Source organism: Thermococcus celericrescens, assembly GCF_001484195.1.
Lineage (GTDB): Archaea > Methanobacteriota_B > Thermococci > Thermococcales > Thermococcaceae > Thermococcus > Thermococcus celericrescens.
Genome location: NZ_LLYW01000012.1, coordinates 29,521 through 51,175, shown reverse-complemented (window position 1 = coordinate 51,175; position 21,655 = coordinate 29,521). Strand labels below are relative to the sequence as shown.

The following is a 21,655-nucleotide window of genomic DNA, read 5'->3' as shown; positions in this document are numbered from 1 at the left end:
ATGTGGAGAGAAATATAAAGCTTTCGCTAGATTCCGTCGAGTATCTCTTTCGGGGCCCCCGCGAAGGCCACCAGGTACTCCGCCTCCACTATGTGGAGCCTACCCGGAACGACCATCACGTGGGGCTGCCTTCCGAAGTCCTCCTTGATCATGTCCCGAACGTAGCCGGCCCTGAGCGTTGGGTTCAGGGAGCCAGCCCTCGCCAAAACCACGACCAGCGTGTCTGGGGTGAAGACGTTTTCTTTCTTCATCTCCTCTACTTGGAGCAGTATTTCCATCGCCTCGTTGGCCGTCATGTAGCGGTTCTGCTCGGCCTTTATGTCAAGGAAGAGCATCGTGTGCAGGTTTCTTTCCATGTTCTCCCTTATCACGTCGTAGTGGCTCGTCGGAAACCAGTTCTTCTCGGGATAAGCGACGGTTGCGCTCTTGCCGAACTTGTATATCTGCAGTCCGGTTATCGCTATCGCCGAGTAGATGCTCGGAGCGTGGATGACGTAGCTCTCGATTCCGAGCTCCTTGGCCCTTATCCTGAGGTCGGAGTGCGTCGTCGCCACCATCGGATCGCCGGCGGTCAGAAAGGCCACGTCTTTCTCCTTGGCCTCGCTCAGCACGATGCGCTCGAAGTGAAGCTCAACCTCCTCCCTGCTGAGCCTTCTTATGGGCTTTCCGATGAGCTCCTCAACCCTGTCCAGCGTTGTTCCGGCCAGAAGGGACGTGTAGAACTCGGCAAAGACCAGGTCGCATTTTCTGGCGGTTTCAAGCCCTTTGAGCGTGGTGTCCCTCTCGTCGTAAAGGCCAAGCCCTATGAAGTATATCGCCATGAGCCTCACCGGGGAGCGTAGGGCGGGGAGTTTTTAAGCTTGAGGGCGGGGATGTTAGGCAATTGCCGAAAAGCTTATAACGATTGACGAACACTTTACCAACATGCTTGAAAAGGAGAAAGAAGCCCTGGCAAAGAGGATAGCGGGAGAAATAACCCTCTCCTCCGACCCCGGTAAAACCATGCGCAAGTGGCGTGAAATATTCGGTATCAGCCAGACGGAACTGGCCGAATACCTCGGCGTTTCTTCTTCGGTCATAAGCGACTACGAGGGCGGCAGGAGAAAGAGCCCCGGGGCGTCCACGATACGGAAGTTCGTCGAGGCCCTCCTTGAGATAGACGAGAAGCGCGGTGGAAACGTGATCCGCGCGTTCAGCAAGACCCTCGGCAGCGAGCTTCCCACGAGCGCCATACTTGACATCAGGGAGTTCGCCCTTCCGATAACCATAAAGGACCTCGTTGGGGCCGTCAGGGGGGAGGTCGTCGCCAACATGCACCTCCTCGACAGGCGCATATACGGCTACACGGTCGTCGACAGCATAAAGGCGATCCTTGAGATGAGCAGCGAGGAGTTCCTCAAGCTCTACGGCTGGACGACCGAGAGGGCGCTGATATTCACCAAGGTCACAACGGGAAGGAGCCCGATGATAGCGGTTCGCGTTCAAGGACTCAAGCCGGCCGTTGTTGTTCTCCACGGGGTCAAAAAGCTCGATGAGCTCGCTGTAAAGCTCGCCGAGCGTGAGAGGGTTCCGCTGGTGATATCGAACGTTGGAAGTGAGGCAGAGCTCATTGCCGGCCTCAGAAGGCTGGTAGAAAAGACGGAGAAGGAGTTCTGAGCTCACTCCAGCGTCTTCTTCCTCCAGACCCCTCCTTCGGCCAGCTTGGTCAGCCTGCGCTTCATGTGGATGAGCACGTCGCCCAGCGTTTTTTCGTTGTTGTACCCCTCCAGAATCGCGAGGAGCTCTCCGCGGCTGTAGTCCTTCATCTCCCTCGCCAGCTCAGTCATTCTCGGATACGCGCGGACTATGTTGTCAACGATGGTTATGTCGGCCATCCTGGCGGAGCGGGAAAGCGGGTTGAGGTCAACGGTGATCACGAACTTGCCCATCCTCACGAGGGCCTCCGTTCTGTCGCCGTCCTCCAGCGGGACAACGACTACATCGGCTTTCCAGATTCCCTCCTCGTCAACCTTCCCCCTCTCGTGTTCAAGACCCGGAATGCGCTTCGTGGGGTTTATCCCGAGGAGCTCCACATCAGGATCGTGCTTCCTCAGCTCCTCCGCTATCGCCTTAACGCGCTCCTCCGTGCGGTAGAAGAGGTTTATCTCGAGCTTGGCGTTTAGCGCTTTTGCCAGCTCTATCGTTTCCTTTGGAACAAGTGCCGCGACGTTGCCGTTGACCGAGATAACCGGATGTTCGGCCAGGATCAGCTTCGCGACGGCGGCGCGCATGGCCCTCTCGGCGGGTCCTATCGTCTTCTCCCCGATGAGGTAGTCAAAGGCCTCACCGCGGCCGTGGGCTATCAGCCCGGCCTTGGCGGTCATGCCCTTCTCCATTCCCTCGATAATCTTCTCCCTGTAGTACAGGCTCCAGTAGCGCGGATGGCTCTTGGGTATTTCGACCATTTTTATCCCCCCGGTTACTTGGGGTCGGGGGGTAAAAAGCCTTTCTCCCGGCACGGGGCGTATACGCCGTCTTTCAAGTACGGCCGTTCTCAACCTTTGGTTTAAAAAATCTATATAAAAGCCATTTGTCATAAACCAAAAGTGAACAAACTTGAACAAATGCTCAAGGTGATGCATCCATGTATCGGATAACTGCTAAAGAAGAGCTCGACGTGAGAGACTTTTTTATTGAGGTTGAGGCTCCTCACGTGGCCAAGGCCTGGAAACCCGGTCAGTTTGTTGTTTTACTCATACATGAGAAGGGCGAAAGGATTCCCATGTCCATCTATTACGCCGACAGAGAGACTGGGAGGATGGGAATGTTCATCAGGAGGCACGGAAAGACCACCTTCGACCTCTGGGACAACTTCGACGTTGGAGATTACCTCTACGCGGTCGCGGGACCGCTCGGAAAGCCCATCGAGGTCAAACACTACGGAAACGTCGTCTTCGTCTCCGACGCCGTCTGCGGTCAGGCAGAGAACTACGCCACGCTCAAAGCGATGAAGGAGGCCGGGAACTACACGATCTCAATTCAGACCTTTGAGGACAAAGCCCACTCCTATCCCGAGAAGTTCCTGGCGAAGCCCGTGGCCGACGAATACTACCTCACCACTGAGGACGGCTCGCGCGGAATCAAGGGACACTACCTCGACGTTCTCAGGGAGCTTATCGAAAAGGACAAGGTGGACATAGTTTTCGGCGGGGGAAAGCTAGGCTCGCTCAAGAAGCTCGCCGAGCTGACCAGGGAGTACGGAATCCCAACCATCGTCACGGTCAGGCAGATAATGGTGGACGGAACCGGCATGTGCGGCTCCTGCAGGATACTCTACAACGGCGAGATAAAGTTCGCCTGCCGCGACGGGCCGATGTTCGACGCCCACAAGGTGGACTGGGACGACGTCATAAGGCGTGACAGCAGATTCGTCCGCGAGCAGGAGATGGCCAAAAAGCACTACCTCGAGTCCAAGGGGGTGGTCTGAATGGCGAAGCCAAAGCTCATTAAGGAGCGCGTTCCTACGCCCGAGAGACCAGTTGAGGAGCGCGTTAAGAGCTTCGTCGAGGTCAACCTCGGCTACGATTTCGCTTCGGCCGTCAAGGAGGCGGAGCGCTGCATACAGTGTCCGCCGGAGTACGCCCCGTGCATCAAGGGCTGCCCCGTTCACATCAACATCCCCGGCTTCCTGAAGGTCCTCCGCGAGAACGCGGACAAGCCGGATGAGGCCGTTAAGAACGCCCTGCGCGTTATCTGGAATGACAACACGCTGCCGGCCGTTACCGGACGCGTCTGCCCGCAGGAGGAGCAGTGTGAGGCGCCGTGTGTCATGGGCAAGGTCGGAGACCCGATAAACATCGGCAAGCTTGAGAGGTTTGTGGCTGACTACGCCCGCGAGAAGGGAATCGACCAAGAGCTTCTCACGGAGTTCATAGCCGAGACCGATGGAAAGGGCAGGGTCGCCGTCGTTGGCGCCGGGCCGGCTGGACTCACCTGCGCCCTCGAGCTTGCAAAGATGGGCTACAGGGTCACCATATTCGAGGCCCTTCACGAGGCGGGCGGAGTGCTCATGTACGGCATCCCCGAGTTCAGACTGCCAAAGGACATCCTCAAAACCGAGCTGGACAAGCTGGAAAAGCTCGGGGTCGAGGTTAAGACCAACTACATCGTGGGCAAGACGGTCACCATTGAGGAGCTCCTCGAGGAGTACGATGCAGTCTTCATAGGCACCGGGGCTGGAACTCCAAAGCTGCTCAACATACCCGGAATCCTTCTCGACAGGATTTACAGCGCCAACGAGTTCCTGACGAGGGTCAACCTCATGAAGGCCTACAAGTTCCCCGAGTACGATACACCGATAGCCGTTGGGAAGAAGGTTATCGTCATAGGTGCCGGAAACACCGCCATGGACGCGGCACGCTCTGCCCTCAGGCTCGGCGCGGAGGTTACAATCGCCTACCGCCGCGGAAGGGAGGATATGACGGCCAGGGTAGAGGAGATAGGCCACGCCGAGGAGGAGGGCGTCAAGTTCGAGTTCTTCCTCACGCCGGTCGAGTTCATAGGCGACGAGAACGGCAAGGTCAAGGCGGTTAAGTTCGAGAAGATGCGCCCGCTCGAGGAGAGGGACAAGCGCGGAAAGAGAAAAATCGTTGGAACCGGAGAATACGTGACCCTCGAAGCCGACACCGTCATCATAGCCATAGGCCTTGAGCCGAACAGGATACTCCTCGAGGAGAGCGGCTTTAAGGCCAACCCTGACGGAACGCTGATCGTCGATGAGAACCTCATGACCAGCATTCCAGGAGTCTTCGCCGGTGGCGACGCGATAAGGGGGGAGGCAACGGTTATCCTGGCGATGGGAGACGGAAAGAAGGCCGCCAAGGCGATAGACGAGTACATAAAGGGCAAAAAGGCCAACGCATGAGTCCTTTCTTTTTTCACCACTGTCTTTTCCTATCTCCAACGAAGAACTTCATGAAGCCTGAGAAGTCCTCGCCGCGGAAGGCCGCGTAGAGGCTCTGGGTTTCCTCTGGGGTTAGCCACTCGATCCTCTCCGGAATTCCCTCCTCGAAGAGGTAGAGTATCTCGTCGTCCTTTCTGGCCACGTCCAGGGTGTATATTTTCTTCCCGTGTTTCCTGGCTATCTCGATCTCCCTGACGACCAGGGAAGTGAACTTGCCGATTATGGCTATCGCCACGAATATCTCGGCCTCGGGAATCAGATGGTCGGTGGTTCTGAGGCCGTAGTCAGAGGGAACGACGAAGTTGTTGGAGCCGAGCTTCTCCTCGAGTATCTCAAGGAGCGCCCGCTCGGTGTGGGTGTGGTAGAGTATCGTGGGCTCGCTCAGATAGACGAGCGGCCCGTAGGTTTCCTTCTTCTTTTTCTTGAAGAATCCAAGCATGGAACCACCTCAGGTGGGGATAATGTCATCATCTTGGCATCAGGAGGGATGACACTCATCATCGGCAGCTGAAATACACCTCTTACAGCCCCCCAATTGCCAAATACGGCTCGTAAAGGGGACTTTTAGTCATCGGAAATTCCTAGTCATCACCTATGCTCAACACCCCCTCTGAAAAATAAGCTTAAGAAGCTTTCGTTCCGAAAACAAAGGGATCTCCACGGACTCGATTTTCTAGTCATCGGATAAAAACTTTGGACAAACCTACCGTGACTTCACGACTCAGACCGGAACAATCTAACGGACAGTAGATGCTCACCTACTCTATGGCAGATTCAAAGAAGGGAGCAAAAAGAATTTCAAAAGAAGATTGAATGTCATATCCTCCCCCTCTAGGCTTTCAACTTCTCTCACTTGAGAGGCACCATCAATGTTTTTAACTAAATAAAGCGTGTCTGCGACGTTTTCAAGTTCTGGATGATGCATCACTATTATCACTTGAGGAATTGTTCCTCCAGACTTGAAAAACCTGTCCAGTATTTCCACAAGGTCTTTTCTGCGTTCTTCACCTAAATGATAACTCGAACAGTTGTTCAAGGAAGTTCATATGATGGAGCTTTTCTCTAATTGCCCTAAAAGCTTTAGTTTGCTAAATTCTTTCCATTAGGTCCTCTAGAAACATTAGAGTATCTCCCCAGACCCTATCAAAATCAGGTAGCTCCCTGAGCTGGTGCCCCAAGCTACTCTCCCATGCTCTCAGATAGTACTCCCTGCGGTTTCTCAGTAAATTTAGACTCGGCTCAACGCCTTTAACCTTGAACTTCAAGGGCAGTACCCTAAGAACCTTCGTGAGATCAATAAATTCTCTTAGCTTCCAGACATCGTAGAGATCACGGGGCCGGGTACGCTGGAAAAGTGACCTCACCTTCTCTGCGAAAATTTCCTCAAGGGCATACGTTCTTGCCCTAACCATCTTGAATCGGGGAAAATCGGAGTAAATATGAATAATGGGCCTATCCTGAAGAGGTAAGAGGATTTCCTCGTATTTTTCTAGAGTCACATCCATCTTAATTCTTGGGGAGACCCCTGTCTTGCTCAGCAATCTAAACGGAATTTTGATCTGAAACCCCAGGGTTTTGCCCGGATGGAGTTTTACACCCGCCCTCTTCTTTATCTCCGGACTCATAAATTCCACAGGCCCGTCATTTGCGAAATTCACGGCCTTATGCAGTAGTTCCTCGAATACGTCACTCTCCATACCTCTGAGGAGAGTGTAATCTAAATCCTCGGAGAATCTGTATTCCCCAAAATACACCTTTTTAATACTGGTTCCGCCTTTAAATGCTAACTGCTTCCATAATCCACTCTTCCAGATTCCATAGAGCATCCAGCTTATGGCATAATCCTTTTCGAGAGTGGATACGGAGATTCCAAGTTCAGAACTCTTCCGCTTTATTTCATCGCTTATCATTCCAGATTCCTCCAGTAGTCGTTGGGAACGTTTATTCGTAGCCCCCACTTGCGATCAAACCGACCTCCGGGTGGCATGGTGGGGTCAAGGAGAGGAAACCCCTTAAAGCCCCCTTCGGGCGGGATTATCATTTCTTCCAGGCCGAGTCCGAGCTTTTCACTTACGAAGCCCAATCTCCTTAAGATCGTCGTGTTTCTCATCCTCTTTGCATATTCTATGAGAGTTTTCTTATTGTATCCTCCGTTCTTTAATGCTTTGATGACTTCGATTATTCCACCACAATATTGAGGCCTGTCGAGGCAGTCAATTATTGTCTTTTCAGGTTCTGTTACATTGATGTTCCTTCCGCCTATCTTGATGTTTTCCAGCCCGAAGAACTTGTGAGGAGCGACTACAACGACCTTGAATCTCTGGCCGTTGACATCTGTAACCCCTGAGTATCCCCTCTTTCTGGGGGTCTGTACAAAGGTGGTATCTGGAATCTGTTCGGTTAAGCCGTAATAGTTCAAAGCGCTCCAGTATGCTATTGCGCCGGGCTTCACGAGAAGGGACGCGAGGAGAAATGGGTCAATGGAAGGGGGTTCACCCGGGTTTGGGGTTATCACGTAGATGCCCCGATAAATTCTCTTTAGAAAACCATCTCTGGTTAGTTCCTGGAGGTAATACTTGAGGAGGGTGCTGTTTACTCCTAGTGTTTCCTTGGCTTCTTGGATTGTGAATGCTGTTCCCAGCTTCATGAGGTTCTTCAGGACTTCCATCTTGTTCATTTTTTCTCGCCTTAGCCTAAATATTCTTGTCCTTAATAGAGAATTTTTAAATTTAAAGTTTGCGATTTTGTATGCGATGTGAACTCTACCTTAACGCACTTAATTGAGGGCCTCTAAGACCGCAAGAAACAAGGGCCAGGACTATTCCTTTGCACCCCTTCTTGGAATGCACACCTTTCTCTATTATCTTTAGTCCGAAAGGGATAAAAATCAAAGCAACATAATACCTTTGGTGCTTCGTAATGAAAATTACCGTCTATGATGGTTCCCAGACTATTGGTGGCTCAAAGATACATATTCAAGAAGGCGAAAACGGCCTCTTCTTGGACTTTGGGATGAACTTCGCAAAGTACGCTCAGTATTATGAGGAATTCATAAGTGAGAGACCCTCAAGGGGAATCCACGACCTCTGGAAGCTTGGCCTGATACCAAAACTCAACATCTACCGGAAGGATCTCATCCCCCAGGACTTAACTGGAGAAGTTTCACAATACCCCAAGATTCCGGTAAACGCTGTTCTGATAAGTCACGCTCACCTTGACCACGTGGGGAACATCACGCTACTGGATGAGAACATTCCAATCGTCGGCTCTCCCACAACTATGATAATCCTCAAGGCCCTTAGGGATACTTCAAGAGGAAGCCACATGGGAATGGAGCTTCCGTACTACACTCCCAAGAAGCCGAGCGATTCAAACCCATACGTTCTGGAGGCGAAAAGGGAGATCAAGCACTACATTAATAGGAACATAATTCTCACGGACGAGCTCTCTGAAAGTGGTTTAAACTTCTTGAGTTGGCTGGCAAATGTTGAACTGGCAAAAAGCAAGGGCAGAACAAAGTCAATCCAGCTCGGAAAAGTCCAGCACCTTAAGGAAAGAGAATTAGGCTTTGAAGTTCATGCTTACCCAGTGGATCACTCCATCTACGGTGCATTGGCATACGTTGTGGAGGGTAACACTGCAATCGCTTACACTGGTGACTTCAGGCTTCACGGCAAGAACAGGGGAGAAAGCAGGAAGTTCGTTAAAGCCGCAAGAAGTGCAAGCGTTCTAATAACTGAAGGGACAAGGGCAGGAAGAGAGGACGATGAAAACGTCTCGGAGGAGGAAGTCTACAAGAACGCTAAGGCTATCGTGGAAGAGGCAAAAGGTCTTGTAGTGGCGGACTTCTCGGCGAGGAACTTTGAGAGGCTGGAGAGCTTCAAGAAGATAGCAGAGGAGACTGGACGGGAGCTCGTTGTCACTACGAAGGACGCGTACTTCCTCCACGCTCTTGGCCTCGTGGACGGAAAAGACTACATTTCCGGGTTGAGAGTTTACCGGAACTCGAAGGCGAAGCCAGAGAAGTGGGAAGAGTGGATTTTCTTAAATTACCCCGGCATTGGAATTACTCCTGAGGAAGTTGGCAGGGATAGGGAAAACTACATCCTGTGCTTCTCATTCTATGACATGCCACACCTCCTCGACGTGATGCCCGAAGGGGGAGTTTACATTTACTCTTCCAGCGAGGCTTTCACGGAGGAGCAGACTTTCAGCTTCCTTCGTCTGTGGAACTGGCTCCAGTACTTTGGCTTTGAAGTTAGGGGTTTTAGTGTTGATGACGATGGAAAACCTATCTTTGAGGGGAGCCTCCACGCTTCGGGTCACATTTCAAAGGAGGAGCTGGAGAGGGTCATTGACAAGATTGACCCGGATTACGTCATTCCTGTTCATACAGAAAACCCTGAGTGGTTTAAAGGGCAATGGGATAAGAAGGTTATCACGCTAAAGGACGGAGAAAGCTGGGAAGTTTAGGGGGGAATCTTCTATGATCAAAGAAAATAACAGGAGCAAAGAAGTTTTTGAGTACATTAAGGACTGTGTGGAACATCCTGAAGAACATCCAGAACACTGGGAGGATTGGCTTAGGGCAGGAAGAAGGAGGTTCTTGTTGCTGAACATCATTTACTATCTCCAGAACTTTGGAGGAAAGGAGCAAGGGGTCAGTAAGGATGATCTTGAAAAATTCCTTGTGGTTCTTCATGAAGTAGACTCCGAGATGTTCTCTAGCATCATAAAACCGTGGAAGTCCTTGGATGACACACTTGAAGAACTTTTGAAGAACGAGTTGATTGTTACAAGTCCCGAAGGAAAATATTTGGTGAACAGGGAAAGGATTAAATCAAAAGATAACCTGATTTATTGGAAAAGCGTTAAGGATGTATTTGACAAAGTTAACACCAAGCTGGAGGGAGTAGTATGGTAAGACTCATTGAAAAAAAACGTGATGAGCTTGTGAGTATGCTAACCTTGTGGAAGAATTTTGTTAAATTTGTTGGAGGAAACTACGAGAGTTTTAACTTAACTAACGAATCTGGGTGGATTAAAAACATAAAGGAGACAAATGAACTTGTAAAAAAACTTGAAAACAAAGATGGGGATGCACGAGAGGTTTTAAGAGAACTGTTCAACAAAAAGATATGGGCGGGAAACATCAAACTTTTCCAGAAGTTCCTTAAGGAGGCCCCTATCGATGATCTCCAAACGCTTGTGGAAATTGTGATTGATGTTAAAAATTCCAGTGAATTCAAGGATGACTGGATAAATGGGGTGTATGAACTTCTGAGGAAACATTACCCGCAAGCTAAGAATTTTCAGGGACTACAGGGCAACTTATTCAATGTTATGGGGGAACTTTATGGGAAGTTGCACATAGAAACTAATCCAATAATGAACGCATGCTCCAGAAGATTCTTGGAAAGGTACTATGAGTTTACAAAGTACGATTACAATGAATTCAAAGAAGCTTTTGAGGAACTAAAAGGAGAGTATTTGAAAACGGTTGGCAAGCTTTCGGAGAATGGGTTCCCCCTCAATGCTGAGATTGACCAGATGTTCAATTTCTTTGACAAAGTAAATGCTTGGCAGATGTATCCTGGAGAAGAAGGCAGGTATTTGGAAATATTTCATCAGACCGGAAGGATATTTATTGGATGGGGAAAGATAGGGGATTTAAACTTGCTAAAAGGAGCTAAGATGGGTGAAAGAATAACTCAAAAAATCAAAGAGATGTATCCCAAAGACTACACCACGAAAACTCCTAAGCTCGCTACAAAAATGTTGCTCTCATTTTACAACACAATGGATATTGAAGACATTGTTATCTTAAAGGAGGGAACTAACAAGGTAGTGGCCCTCTGCAAGATCACTGGTAAATACGAGTATCTTGAGAAATCTCCTGTTGAAGGTGCAGATTACAATCACTCCAGAAAAGTTGAGTTCCTCTGGTACGATCCCAACGGAATCACGGTAGAGGGATTACCTAAAGTTAGATACACTCTCGAAAAACTCAACTGGAGCAAATTTGGAAAAGTCCTAGAGCGTGTTTTAGAGATAAAAGGACCGAATAATGGAGGACCTTCAATTCCTCTAAAAGATAAGGATAAGTTGGATAAGCTCCTCTCAAGGAAGGGTCAGATCATTCTCTACGGCCCTCCAGGAACTGGAAAAACCTGGCTAGCTCACAACTATGTTAAGACTAAAACTAGCGAAAATAAACCTGGGAACAGGTGGGATTTCGTTACCTTCCACCAGTCCTACAGCTATGAGGAGTTCATCGAGGGCTTCAGGCCCATTAGCAAAGGGGATAACATTACATATGCTGTTGAGGATGGCATTTTCAAAAAGATGCCAATAATAGCTATGTGGAACGCACTTGATGAAACACTCAAATTTGAGGCTTTATGGGATGCTTTCTTGGAGATGTATCCAGAGGGATCAACTTTAGAGACAAAAACTGGTAAAAGATTCAAGATCAAAGACAAGGAAGATGACAAAATACAGACTCTCCCCACTGATGGGAGAGACCATGATCCGGACATAATATTTAAAACTAACCTAGAACAACTGTGGAGGAATCGTTCTAATATTAATGGACCCTCAGATGTCCTGAGAATACTCGGTAGCTCCGTCAGCGGCATGGAACCCTATTATTTTGGAGTACTCAAAGAACTAGAAAGGGTCAACAATGAAGAGGCGATAGAGAAAGCTTACAAACATATTAAATCCGTCATTATCCATGCCTTACAGCAGGGCAATACATCTATTTTCAACTTTGAAACAGCCCCAGAGTTTTACCTTATCATTGACGAGATAAACCGCGGAAACATCAGCAAGATCTTTGGGGAGCTGATAACTCTCTTAGAAAGAGATAAGCGTCTTGGAGGAGAGAATGAACTGATTGTAACCCTTCCCTATTCAGGGGAACCATTTGGAGTTCCACTGAACTTGTACATTATCGGAACCATGAACACTGCAGATAGGAGCATTGCACTACTTGACGTTGCCCTTAGGAGAAGGTTTGCGTTCATGGAAGTCGAGCCAAATCTTAGTGCACTGAAAGATAACAACGGCAAAGACAAGATCATTGAAGAAATAAATCTGAGAGAACTCTTAGAGACGTTGAATCTTAAAATCGAGGCAATAAAGGACAGGGATCATAGGATTGGCCACAGTTATTTTCTAGGAGTGAACGACCTCAAAACGCTGCATTTCGTATGGTACAACGAGATAATCCCACTGCTCATGGAGTACTTCTACAACGACTGGGAATCTTTAAAATGGATTTTAGGAGAAAATCTGTTTGTAGAGGAAGTCCCGTTTGATAACAGCTTCAGTAATGCTCCAATTGAAGTTAATCCTGTCTACAGAATAAAACATTACACGTTACCGAGCCAAAAGGGGGACTTCCTCAAAGCCCTCAAAGTAGTCATGGGGAAGTCTTCGGATGACAGCGAAAGGGTTCAGGGAAACTCTGAGTCAAATACAGGTAATTCGCAGGACAGCACTCAACAATCCTAAACAAAGCAAAGCAGAGGTAAAACACCATGGCCTCTCTCAAAATTTTAACTCTTTATGAGCATGATAAAGTCTCGTATTTTAGCATACTCCAAGATCAGTTTAAGATGCCAGAGGATAAAGCAAAAGATCAAAAAATAATAGACGAACACTTGGCAAAGCCCCTAAGAAGGCTAAACGAGTTCTTTGCGAAAAATCCTCCCAAGTCTACTTCAAATGACAGCCCTGAAGAGGAAGACTTAGACAAAGACAAAGGATTTTTACTCCTTTACGGTGATTCGTTAAAAGCCCGGCACTATGTTGGCTTCGGGACTTCTGGGAATCTTCTAGTCCAAGTACTTCCCAAGATCTTCAAACCTAAGGAAACACTCCCTGAGGTCTCCAAGCCCAAAGGAAAAAGGAACCAAAACGAAACTGAAGCCCTTCTGGCCTTCATCCGCATGCTGAATGTTGCTTACGGTTTAAAAATTCGAGATGTGGAACTTGCACACATCGAGCATGCAAAAGTTCCAAATAGCATTCTTGAAATCTTTATTCACCTCTTCGCAAAGAGCTTATGGGAAGAAGTTCAGAGAGGGTATTACCGGGAGTACCAAGAAATACAGCAGGAAGAGAAGTTTTTGCGGGGTAAACTCCTTCTCAGCAGGCAGATAAAGAAACTGCCTCATCAAAGGCACACTTTTAGTGTTGAACTTCATGAATTCAGCGAGGATAATCCCCTTAATCAAATATTCTACGCAACGATAAGATTTTCTCTATCAAAGACACGGTGGTTGGTCAATAAGAAGCTGTTGGGTGAGTTAATGATGGTTTTCGATGGTGTGAGCCCAAGGAAAGTTACCAAGGCTGATTTTAATAAAGTACATTTCAACCGGCTTAATGAGAGATTTAAGAAACCTTTCAATCTCGCCAAGATCATATTGAAATCCTTTGGTGGAGTTTCTGGGGAGGAAGTTAGCGGGTTCTTTGTTGACATGAACGAGCTATTTGAGAGATTTATCCTGTGGATACTAAAACGGGATCTCCCAGAATACAAAATCGAATACCAGAAAGAACTAAGTTTATTTGATAGAAAACAGAAGAGCAATGTGGTAACAACAAAACAATACCCAGATTTTGTGATAAACAAGATAGTAAACAGGAATACCATTCCAGTAGGCGTGTTAGATGCTAAATATCGTCCAATAGAAATCAAAGAAGGCAAGATCCAAATAGGTTCCGATATGCTAAGACAGGTTTATGTTTACTCCAAGATCCTTGAGAAGGAACATGACATAAAAGAGGTACCTACTGCACTTGTGTTTCCCCGAAGTTTCACTTACAACCCAGGCATTACGCTAGATGATCAGGCAATATTGGGTGGGGCAACGTTCTTTGATGGCGGGCCTCTTCTAATCCTAATGTATGATATGGAAACTCTAAAAAAAGGACTTAAAATGGATAAAAACTTCAGAAAGTCCCTCATAGGAGCTTTATCCAACAGTCTCACTGTCTAAGCCGAGCTAACAAGTTAAATAATCTTCCCATGAAAATACCATGAAAATAATGGCTAGCCACTGGAGATAAATAAACACTGAAAATCTGTTTGATAGAGATTATTAGTTCGGACTCAAAGCTCATTTAACAACTCATCTTAAAAGGGTTAAAATCGCTAACAAGCTATGTTTCTCTCTTTTTTATCGCTAAAAGGTTATTTGAGAGGGTAACGATGACTTTATTCCCTTCTTTTTTCTTTTTAACTTTCCCTTCCCTTAAAAGTTTGTTAAAAGAATCATAAAACTTTCTAGAGCTTACATTAACTTCTTTTTGCAATTCAGACATAGATCTAGGCCTTCCATCGAGGAGAACATCTAAAATCCTGTTTTTAACCTCTTCTGTCTCAGATCGTCTTATTACGACAGTTTTTGGACCGGAGACTTGCTCAAGAGTGAATACCCTTACCGCAAGGCCCTCAATTAGGTACTGGGCACGAAACATCAACTTTTCAAGTTCATTAACCTGTTGTTCAAGAAAATCAATTTTCTCGGCTAACGAGTTTACCTCTGCACTGTCCATAAACGCAATGTTAATTTCATAGACAAGTTCATCTATGATCTTATGAATCCCCTCAATCTGCTCCTCGATATCATCAATCTTTGCCTCGCAGGAAAAAATGCGCTGTTCTACCTGCTCATTAGTATTCTCTTCGTGATGCACAGTATCCACAGTTTTCTTCTCACTAGACTCAAGTAATCCGAGGTCACTAACCCCCTCCTCGTCAGCAGCCTTAGGGGGAGACCTTTTGAGTAACCTTATTATTCTTGAAAACATCCTACATACTCACCTCAGGATAAAAAGAAAAATAAGCTTTTTTAAGCATAGACTAGTTGGCTAACTCACTTTTCGGAGGCCTCACTCTGCTTTTGCTGAGGGGCCATGGGAGGGACAGAGATGACAAATGACAATAGGGACTCAAAATCAGAGGTGCTAGGAGGTTCCATTGTCGGCATTGAAACGTCCAATCCCATCTCCCTAAGCCTTTCTGCTTTTGCAAGAAGCAGGCGATATTGTTTAAATATTTTCAAGTAACCTACTACCTCCGGGTTGTTTTTCTCGAATAGTTCCTTGTTCATTAGCACTAGTGAGGTATTGATGATGTCTGAATATGAAAAAGATTCCCCAAACTGCCTTTTTAAAAGATCCTTGGTTATGGAGAGACGATCTGCGGCATCCTTGGAAATTGTTAGGGTTGATGTTTTTTGCATTTGACTTGTTTTAAGGTTTTTGGATTCTTTTCCCATTTTGAGATCACCATTTATTTTAGGATTAATAACATCTTAAAAATATTGCCCTCAATATCCCTAGAAGAAGAGTTTTAAAAGGAATTTCGTCATATGTCAATGGGGGAAAGGCATGGATATTTTTGAAGCACTATCAGCATGGTTCACAGCTGAGATAATCTCACACTCGGCTCCTCAGTCGTTTCCTGTAGAAAAAAATCCGCAATTACATTTCCAGTACTCAGTTTTCCGTTATCTTGAACCTCAAGCAGTGTTTATTGATAAAATACTCCCTAGGGTTCCTGAAGAAGATAGAGATTTAGTCCGTACCTTTATGAGAGAACCAACTTTGGTTCATGTCTTCAATTATCTTAAATCAAAAGCCAAGATGATAGAGTCTGTTACCATTGAAGAAATATTAATAGACGAAAATAAACTGGAGGAATCCACAGTTTTGAGTGATAACAAAAACCTAGCGGCGCTTGTTTTAAGCGCTGATGAAGAATTAAAATCCACAATTATTAAACAATTAGATGAAGTTTTAGGCTCCATCAGTAACCCAACTAACTTTTCAGAGGAGGACATCAAAAAAAGAATCCTTTCAGCTCTTGCATCCTCATTAAACACCGTTTTTTCCTCCCAAAAGAGAGGAGGGTATTTAGATGCCCTCGTCGTGACCCCATTTGAAAATTATCTACTCCATTCATCAAAGAATCCCTATTTCAATGAACGGATCTTGGCAATATTATCCCAAAGCTTCATCCCAGTTACATACCCCCAGACACGGAAGTTGACCGTGGTGAATGACCAAGTACAATCAATACTACAAGAGAAGCCCCAAAAACTAGATGATAAAGAACTCCAAAGCTTTCTGCAAATCCTATCAAAATGCTCTGGCCTAAAAATAACACCAAGAGTTTCCATAGATGTATGCAATTCCCTAATAAAAGTTGAGCCGCATATTCTTTATGGAGATTCCCTTGATAGTTCAGATAAAACCTCAGATTCAATTAAGACTCCCAAACTCGTAGTTGGGGTACATCAGGAACTCTGCGAAAGCATTGATAATGAATTCGTACTCATATTTGAGATTCACCCACATCCTCTACAAGGAATCACTCAGCACATTCTCGGTGTTGGGGGAGTCCTTAACCTTTATCCCCAAAATGGAGATTATGTTGAAATGCTCAGACCTTTAAGAATTAACATTTCCAGCACAGATATGCTCTTACTCCTTGGTTCCAGGTATTTTTCCAGATTGATATCGTTGGTTTAATTCTATGTTACTCCCATCAACTTTTGTTAACTTTAAACTAAATATCCCAGCTGTTTGTAAAGTCGATAAACTCGCTTTCTGAATGTTGGAGAAAGCGTGTATCCTCCTTTTGCAGTTCTCGCAATGATCCCCAGTTCGATAAGGTCATTAAGGGCCCGATAAACTGTTGGAGCACTAATACTTTGTTCCTCAGCGATTTTGGGGATAATTTCATTTCCCATTATCCAAGAATTTACCCTGCCCCCATTTAGATGTAGTTCTTCCAGTATCTGCAATCCCGCCTTTAACTTCTTTTTTGTGCTAAGTTTGTTGTTAACAAGGGAGAAGAATTTTTCGAGTTCTTCTATCGCCTTATCGTGTTCCATGCCCCATCACTGTGGCGGCTATTGTCTGATTCTTTTAAGTATTATCTTTTTGCTGAACTGAGCATCTACGCAAAATTCATTTAAAACTATTTTTAGAAAATTTTGGAGCTTAATATTACTGTTTTACAGAAACAGAGCACGTTTTATTTTGTTTTTAAAATTTTAGCATATTTCCTACTTTTTTGTTGGTTATTTTAATATGTCCCTTGTTCTCAAGAATTTGATAATCTTAAAAATCGGTAGCGTGCAAGGGGGGTAATGCAAGAACAAAATATTCAAAGAGAATCACTTTCTAACTTTCCATCATGTCCTTTATGGCAAAGCTTGTCCTTTTCTAGGGCTTAAACCTCTCCCCATTTTTCTAGTCTGTACGCATTTATCTTAACCTCCGGGTCCATTGATCCTAATGCTAGCTTTTCGCCACTGTTTCTAAGCCGCAGGTAAAATCTTTTCCAGACCTTGACTTTTTCAAACTCATCCAAATCAAATGCTGAGGCCGCAAAGAAACTTCTCGATGCCACTACAATTAACTTTTCTTTCATCCTACTAGCAGCCACGTTAAATCTATTTTGGTTGTAGATAAAATCAAAAAGTGTTGCAAGGTATGCTGGATCACTCGACGCCATTGAGACTATTACGATATCTTTTTCTCCCCCCTGGAATCGCTCAACAGTATCAACAATAACATTCCTATCGGTCTTGCCTATTTCCTTGTAAATTAGGGCCTTATGTGCCCTGTATGGAACCACCACACCGGCATCTAACTCGGGCGGTATTTCTTTTACAATCTCAGAAACAATCTTAGCTTCAATTTCATTGGCCTTGGTAGATGAGACATCAGTATGTTCAATAACAACATAGGGATAGTCAGGATGAAGAACCCACTTAACCCACTCTCTGGTAGTGGAGTCGTTTTGGATTTTCAGGAGTTGGGATTTCTTGCTCCTATGTTTCCGACTTTTAAGTTCAATTCCGTCTCTTTTGTAGATTAATTCCGTGTGCATCTCTGCAGCAATTGTTGGCAATCTATGAGTCTCATCTAGCTGATGAGATGGCAACACTTTATCTCTCACAATATCGGACTCCCATTGGGGTGGGTTCCGATAGAGGAGTTTTTCAAACTCCTTTTGCTCATGGGGATCTAACTCCCTGCGGAGGAACCTCGCAAAGTTTATGGCTGAGAGGAAGGGTACATGCTCCTCTATTGTTTTTCTATCCTCAAGTTCCCAGTTGTGGGCCTGAATTGGTTGCATTTGTCGGTGATCCCCAACAATTAGTACTTGGGACTTCTTTTTGGCTCCCATTGTTGCCATAATAAAAGTAGGCAAGTCCATCATGCTCGCTTCATCAATTATCACGAGTTCTGCATTGGGCCGAGAGTTCCTGAACAGTTTGTAAATAGTTCCGGGTGTTGCAAAGATGACCCTAACACGTCCTTCTCCAAAAAGTGCATGTTGCTTCTGATTAACTGAAAGGAGCTTGCTCACCCTACTCTCATTTCCTGCATGATCCAAATTGATGCCGTAATCTTCTGGAATGAAATTTTCTTTTTCCAATCCTTCCCTAATGTTACTTATTGTGCTCTCACTACTTGCTACCCGATAAAGCTCGACGTTCTCGAGCTCGGGAATATTTGGTCTAAGTGATACGAGCAAACGAGCTGTCCTAATGAGTGCTTCGTCTATCGCCCTGTGGGAAACTCCGGTGACTATGAAAAGAGAATTCTTTCCCTGTTTTATTGAAGAATACGCTCTAGCAAGTATTGCCGGTGCGACTGCACCTGATGTTTTACCTGTTCCTGGAGGCCCCTGGAGACTTACCAGAAAGTGGTTAATATCTTGTATGAACGCTTTTTGCTTTTTATTTGGCGGGTTTACTTTGTTGTTTGTCTTGCTAACGTTTTCGAGAATATCGATAAACTCTTGTATGTATTTATCTTTCCAGAGGGCTACTTGGTACTTTTCAATGTCTCGGTGGCCAATAAACTCTGAGGAATAAATTTCCTGGAGTTTTGAATACACTGGATGAGGGCGGCCACTTAAGATATCTTCGAGGACATGATATGCTCGATTCATATTCAAATCGTCCATTGCGGGATCAATCACTATGTAGCTTCCAACTGAGATAGTCTTCCCCTGTATTTGTATCCATCCTGCCCCGTACTTTGGATATGGATGATACACAAGAAACGGTCCATCATCCCGATAATAAGTCAATGAGATTTCAACTTCCCCACTTTCCCTATCAAAATGCTGTATTATTGCAAGCGGTGATCTCGCAATTTCCTTAGCGGGGTCTCCGTTTAATGCCAATCTAAGTTTTATGTACTCTTCATCATTACTACATTCATTTTCAAGTGGGGTAACAACCACCCAGGATGATTCATCCAAGCTGAAGAGGGGAGCCTCTGCATAATCGTAGTTTCTCCAGTTGCCAGTTTCTTCCATCGGCGGAAGAACCATGTGGCCAAGTATTCTTCTGTTTGCAGTGTCAACGCTTACAACCTTCATCACTGCACTTTGTCCAGTCAGAACCCTGACTGAAAGGGGTAGTCGGTAGTGAGTTTTGAGCTCGTCTCTCCTCGTGTTGTACTCAAGTTTCTGATATTCTTCGAGGACTTCTGCCAAGCTGACTTCGGCCAAATTGAAATTTGCAAGGTTCTGAAGGCTAAATGGTTCTTTTTTAACGTATCGATCCTTAGTACTCTCGGGGATTGAGCGTTCTATGTGCCGGACAGCAAGGGCCAGCCGTTCCATTAATCTTTTCAAGTTTCTTTTGTCCCCTTCTTGGAAAGCTTTCCAAATTATGTACAGAGGAATCTGCTCATCCTCTCGATGGAAAACAGGATAAAGCGGAGGAATTTCGATTCCGTTTCTTTTTCTGTATCCTCCAAACGAAACAATCCCAATATTGTAAAGAGGACATTCTTCTCCGTCCTTAGCTAATACCAACTGTCCAGCTTTGGTCTTTTCAACAAGGAACTTGAAAAGTTCATCAAATTCCTGTTCTAGACCTCCCCAATTGAACCATCCCCACCGTGAGCAACGAGGGGCATTACCATGGTACTTTTCAGGAGCTTCTTCTTCATTATTAAGCTTAAACTGGTGGACAACAGGTATTATTCCAAAGCCCGGGGGGAATCTCAAGGCGTGCCGCTTTATCAATTCATCCTTAATTATTGAGTATCCTTCCTGATCTATCGCACCTCTCAGACTCAGGAAAGAACGCACAGCGGTCATTCCATAAACGTCTTTATGGCGTTTTACAGCTTCCATTAGCTTGTCTCTGTGGAAACGACTGTAGAAGTACAGGTGAAGGAACACGTCGTCGTCAGTACAGTCTTTAACAACCTCTCTTCGTGTACTCTCTTGTCTCCATGTTTTTCCTTCTAGATTTGGCGCAACTTGCTTGATTGCGAGGAACACATTTTTGAAGAATCTCTGTAAGAGCGTCTTTTCTGTCTCAATGGCATCATCTTCGCTTTCTGGGAGGTGCTCTACTACTTCGGACAGAACACGTGCCTGCTTAGTGAGAGAATTTTCGACAACTGCAGATATCCCCAATAAAGTGTCCTGTATCGGACTGTGCTGGATGAAAACATAAACCCTAACAAGGGATTTCTTGGGGTAAAAATGGCCATTCTCCGAGGGGAGATTGTAACCGGTACCGGGAATGAATTCCGTCCATACTTTATCCCCGATAGTTCTTTCAATTTCTTTTTTCAGTACTTGTGCCATTTTAGAAAGCCTCGGAAGGTGTCCAAGTTCCGTTTTTCCGACGATGTATGAGACAACATCGGGTTTCTTGGCCTTGGGAATCTGGAAATCAGTCGGCCAAGAACCTTGGAACTCATAGAGATCTGCCACATCATTTATGTTATGAACCCCAACTTCTCTGAATACTTTTTGATATCCCGGCTGAATACCCAGAAGGCCTAGATCCCTTCTTTCCACAGCTCTAGCTATGCAGACAGGCTCAAAGGGGCATTCAGCACACCTCATTGTTAGCCAAAGATCGGCTTGATCTGCATTCAGCATTCTGTAAAACGGCCCATCCTCACTTAGTTTGTCCTCGAGAGTCAAGATGTACTCTTCTGCTTCTTGAGGAAAGTTCATAGTTTCCTGAGGCGGCCATTCAGATATGCGCTCTCCCTTTGTCACTACGCCAAACTTAATTCTTCCCTCAATTCCAAGTCCGTTCAATGTTTGATCTAGGAGATAGGCGTATGTTATTGCCTGAAATCTGTGAAATAGTTTTTCTTCTTTTGTAAACTTAGCCTCAAGAACATAGAATGTAAAGCCGTTGTCAGTTGGAACTGCTATGATAAAATCGGCTCTTCCAGAAACTGGAAACTTTCCGATGATCCCTTTAAGGCATGGCTGGTAGATAACGGTAGGGCTTGTGGTAGGCAAGTGGGTTAGCAAACTAAGAGTTGTTTTATGGCACTCTTCATCCGAGTTTACAATGTAGAGGCCTTCTTCGTGCTTTTCAATGAAAAAATCGAGACTTGGAGGCTTCTTCTCTTCTATTCTCTTCTCATTGAAGATACCGTAAAACTTGGCTTGGGGCAGATGAGATTGAAGCTCCTCGAGGAGTATTTTCTCAAATTTTGCACCCCATTCCACTAGAACATCATCCACACGACTCTTGATATCTAATACACAGTGATACTCGCTGAGTTTTCCCTCTTTTTTCTCGTAGAGAAGTTTTATGTAATGGGGGCACTCATAAAGTTCAAAAAAGCGGGCAATTTCGTTGGGCTTGAGTTCTGGAATCGTTTCCTTTTCTACCATCTTAT

The 21,655-nt window shown here is 45.7% G+C and carries 18 protein-coding genes; 8 read left to right on the top strand and 10 right to left on the bottom strand.

Features of this window, described 5'->3' with window-relative positions:
* Nucleotides 1–26 precede the first annotated feature (26 nt).
* Nucleotides 27–821 carry a diphthine synthase gene (dph5, locus tag APY94_RS03860; protein ID WP_058938383.1) on the bottom strand — a complete coding sequence of 265 codons (795 nt, stop codon included), beginning with the start codon at nucleotides 819–821 and terminating at the stop codon, nucleotides 27–29.
* Nucleotides 822–924: 103 nt separating this feature from the next.
* Between dph5 and APY94_RS03855 the strand changes: the two genes are divergently transcribed.
* Nucleotides 925–1,656 carry a helix-turn-helix domain-containing protein gene (locus APY94_RS03855; RefSeq protein ID WP_058938382.1) on the top strand — a complete coding sequence of 244 codons (732 nt, stop codon included), beginning with the start codon at nucleotides 925–927 and terminating at the stop codon, nucleotides 1,654–1,656.
* Between the two features lie 2 nt (nucleotides 1,657–1,658).
* On the opposite strand, the gene APY94_RS03850 is transcribed toward APY94_RS03855, so the two are convergent.
* Nucleotides 1,659–2,444 carry a 4-phosphopantoate--beta-alanine ligase gene (locus tag APY94_RS03850; protein WP_058938381.1) on the bottom strand — a complete coding sequence of 262 codons (786 nt, stop codon included), beginning with the start codon at nucleotides 2,442–2,444 and terminating at the stop codon, nucleotides 1,659–1,661.
* Nucleotides 2,445–2,623: 179 nt separating this feature from the next.
* On the opposite strand from APY94_RS03850, the gene APY94_RS03845 reads away from it, so the two are divergent.
* Nucleotides 2,624–3,466, top strand: a complete 843-nt coding sequence (locus tag APY94_RS03845; protein ID WP_058938380.1) for a sulfide/dihydroorotate dehydrogenase-like FAD/NAD-binding protein — start codon at nucleotides 2,624–2,626, stop codon at nucleotides 3,464–3,466.
* A complete protein-coding gene (gene gltA, locus APY94_RS03840; protein WP_058938379.1) occupies nucleotides 3,467–4,903 on the top strand; it encodes an NADPH-dependent glutamate synthase in 1,437 nt (478 codons plus the stop codon). It abuts the gene before it with no gap.
* A gap of 13 nt (nucleotides 4,904–4,916) precedes the next feature.
* Here the strand turns inward: gltA and APY94_RS03835 are convergent, their stop codons facing one another.
* From APY94_RS03835 to APY94_RS03820, 4 genes are all read right to left on the bottom strand, one after another.
* On the bottom strand, nucleotides 4,917–5,381 hold the full coding sequence (locus tag APY94_RS03835; protein WP_058938378.1) for a hypothetical protein: 465 nt from the start codon (nucleotides 5,379–5,381) through the stop codon (nucleotides 4,917–4,919).
* A gap of 324 nt (nucleotides 5,382–5,705) precedes the next feature.
* Entirely contained in the window at nucleotides 5,706–5,879 is a 174-nt protein-coding gene (locus tag APY94_RS03830; RefSeq protein ID WP_157065460.1) for a hypothetical protein, read from the bottom strand.
* Nucleotides 5,880–6,030: 151 nt separating this feature from the next.
* On the bottom strand, nucleotides 6,031–6,852 hold the full coding sequence (locus tag APY94_RS03825; RefSeq protein WP_058938376.1) for a nucleotidyl transferase AbiEii/AbiGii toxin family protein: 822 nt from the start codon (nucleotides 6,850–6,852) through the stop codon (nucleotides 6,031–6,033).
* Nucleotides 6,849–7,619 (bottom strand): type IV toxin-antitoxin system AbiEi family antitoxin domain-containing protein, encoded by a 771-nt coding sequence (locus tag APY94_RS03820; protein ID WP_058938375.1) that lies wholly within the window; start codon nucleotides 7,617–7,619, stop codon nucleotides 6,849–6,851. The genes APY94_RS03825 and APY94_RS03820 overlap by 4 nt, the downstream gene beginning before the upstream one ends.
* 242 nt (nucleotides 7,620–7,861) lie before the next feature.
* Between APY94_RS03820 and APY94_RS03815 the strand changes: the two genes are divergently transcribed.
* Genes APY94_RS03815 through APY94_RS03800 form a run of 4 tightly spaced genes read left to right on the top strand, consistent with a single transcriptional unit; the run spans nucleotide 7,862 to nucleotide 13,953 of the window.
* Nucleotides 7,862–9,415 (top strand): MBL fold metallo-hydrolase, encoded by a 1,554-nt coding sequence (locus APY94_RS03815; protein ID WP_058938374.1) that lies wholly within the window; start codon nucleotides 7,862–7,864, stop codon nucleotides 9,413–9,415.
* 13 nt (nucleotides 9,416–9,428) lie between these two features.
* Nucleotides 9,429–9,866 (top strand): hypothetical protein, encoded by a 438-nt coding sequence (locus APY94_RS03810; protein ID WP_058938373.1) that lies wholly within the window; start codon nucleotides 9,429–9,431, stop codon nucleotides 9,864–9,866.
* Nucleotides 9,860–12,460 carry an AAA family ATPase gene (locus tag APY94_RS03805; protein WP_058938372.1) on the top strand — a complete coding sequence of 867 codons (2,601 nt, stop codon included), beginning with the start codon at nucleotides 9,860–9,862 and terminating at the stop codon, nucleotides 12,458–12,460. The genes APY94_RS03810 and APY94_RS03805 overlap by 7 nt, the downstream gene beginning before the upstream one ends.
* A 26-nt stretch (nucleotides 12,461–12,486) precedes the next feature.
* Nucleotides 12,487–13,953, top strand: coding sequence for an McrC family protein (locus APY94_RS03800; protein ID WP_058938371.1), 1,467 nt, complete (start codon nucleotides 12,487–12,489; stop codon nucleotides 13,951–13,953).
* A 163-nt stretch (nucleotides 13,954–14,116) separates the two neighbouring features.
* Here the strand turns inward: APY94_RS03800 and APY94_RS03795 are convergent, their stop codons facing one another.
* Together APY94_RS03795 and APY94_RS03790 are read right to left on the bottom strand one after the other, a co-directional pair.
* The gene (locus APY94_RS03795; RefSeq protein WP_058938370.1) at nucleotides 14,117–14,767 is read right to left on the bottom strand and encodes a hypothetical protein; all 651 of its coding nucleotides are present in this window, start codon (nucleotides 14,765–14,767) and stop codon (nucleotides 14,117–14,119) included.
* Between the two features lie 65 nt (nucleotides 14,768–14,832).
* Nucleotides 14,833–15,237 (bottom strand): hypothetical protein, encoded by a 405-nt coding sequence (locus APY94_RS03790; RefSeq protein WP_058938369.1) that lies wholly within the window; start codon nucleotides 15,235–15,237, stop codon nucleotides 14,833–14,835.
* A 112-nt stretch (nucleotides 15,238–15,349) separates the two neighbouring features.
* On the opposite strand from APY94_RS03790, the gene APY94_RS03785 reads away from it, so the two are divergent.
* A complete protein-coding gene (locus tag APY94_RS03785; RefSeq protein ID WP_058938368.1) occupies nucleotides 15,350–16,492 on the top strand; it encodes a hypothetical protein in 1,143 nt (380 codons plus the stop codon).
* Between the two features lie 32 nt (nucleotides 16,493–16,524).
* Here APY94_RS03785 and APY94_RS03780 read toward each other — a convergent pair whose 3' ends face one another.
* Nucleotides 16,525–16,857, bottom strand: coding sequence for a replication/maintenance protein RepL (locus APY94_RS03780; protein WP_058938367.1), 333 nt, complete (start codon nucleotides 16,855–16,857; stop codon nucleotides 16,525–16,527).
* A 341-nt stretch (nucleotides 16,858–17,198) separates the two neighbouring features.
* Nucleotides 17,199–21,650: a bifunctional RecB family nuclease/DEAD/DEAH box helicase gene (locus APY94_RS03775; protein WP_058938366.1), complete on the bottom strand. Its 4,452-nt coding sequence runs from the start codon at nucleotides 21,648–21,650 to the stop codon at nucleotides 17,199–17,201.
* Nucleotides 21,651–21,655: the final 5 nt, after the last annotated feature.

Coding starts and splice junctions, on each gene's coding strand:
- dph5 (WP_058938383.1), bottom strand. CDS start 821: ATGGCGATATACTTCATAGGGCTTGGCCTTTACGACGAGAGGGACACC.
- APY94_RS03855 (WP_058938382.1), top strand. CDS start 925: ATGCTTGAAAAGGAGAAAGAAGCCCTGGCAAAGAGGATAGCGGGAGAA.
- APY94_RS03850 (WP_058938381.1), bottom strand. CDS start 2,444: ATGGTCGAAATACCCAAGAGCCATCCGCGCTACTGGAGCCTGTACTAC.
- APY94_RS03845 (WP_058938380.1), top strand. CDS start 2,624: ATGTATCGGATAACTGCTAAAGAAGAGCTCGACGTGAGAGACTTTTTT.
- gltA (WP_058938379.1), top strand. CDS start 3,467: ATGGCGAAGCCAAAGCTCATTAAGGAGCGCGTTCCTACGCCCGAGAGA.
- APY94_RS03835 (WP_058938378.1), bottom strand. CDS start 5,381: ATGCTTGGATTCTTCAAGAAAAAGAAGAAGGAAACCTACGGGCCGCTC.
- APY94_RS03825 (WP_058938376.1), bottom strand. CDS start 6,852: ATGATAAGCGATGAAATAAAGCGGAAGAGTTCTGAACTTGGAATCTCC.
- APY94_RS03820 (WP_058938375.1), bottom strand. CDS start 7,619: ATGAACAAGATGGAAGTCCTGAAGAACCTCATGAAGCTGGGAACAGCA.
- APY94_RS03815 (WP_058938374.1), top strand. CDS start 7,862: ATGAAAATTACCGTCTATGATGGTTCCCAGACTATTGGTGGCTCAAAG.
- APY94_RS03810 (WP_058938373.1), top strand. CDS start 9,429: ATGATCAAAGAAAATAACAGGAGCAAAGAAGTTTTTGAGTACATTAAG.
- APY94_RS03805 (WP_058938372.1), top strand. CDS start 9,860: ATGGTAAGACTCATTGAAAAAAAACGTGATGAGCTTGTGAGTATGCTA.
- APY94_RS03800 (WP_058938371.1), top strand. CDS start 12,487: ATGGCCTCTCTCAAAATTTTAACTCTTTATGAGCATGATAAAGTCTCG.
- APY94_RS03795 (WP_058938370.1), bottom strand. CDS start 14,767: ATGTTTTCAAGAATAATAAGGTTACTCAAAAGGTCTCCCCCTAAGGCT.
- APY94_RS03790 (WP_058938369.1), bottom strand. CDS start 15,237: ATGGGAAAAGAATCCAAAAACCTTAAAACAAGTCAAATGCAAAAAACA.
- APY94_RS03785 (WP_058938368.1), top strand. CDS start 15,350: ATGGATATTTTTGAAGCACTATCAGCATGGTTCACAGCTGAGATAATC.
- APY94_RS03780 (WP_058938367.1), bottom strand. CDS start 16,857: ATGGAACACGATAAGGCGATAGAAGAACTCGAAAAATTCTTCTCCCTT.
- APY94_RS03775 (WP_058938366.1), bottom strand. CDS start 21,650: ATGGTAGAAAAGGAAACGATTCCAGAACTCAAGCCCAACGAAATTGCC.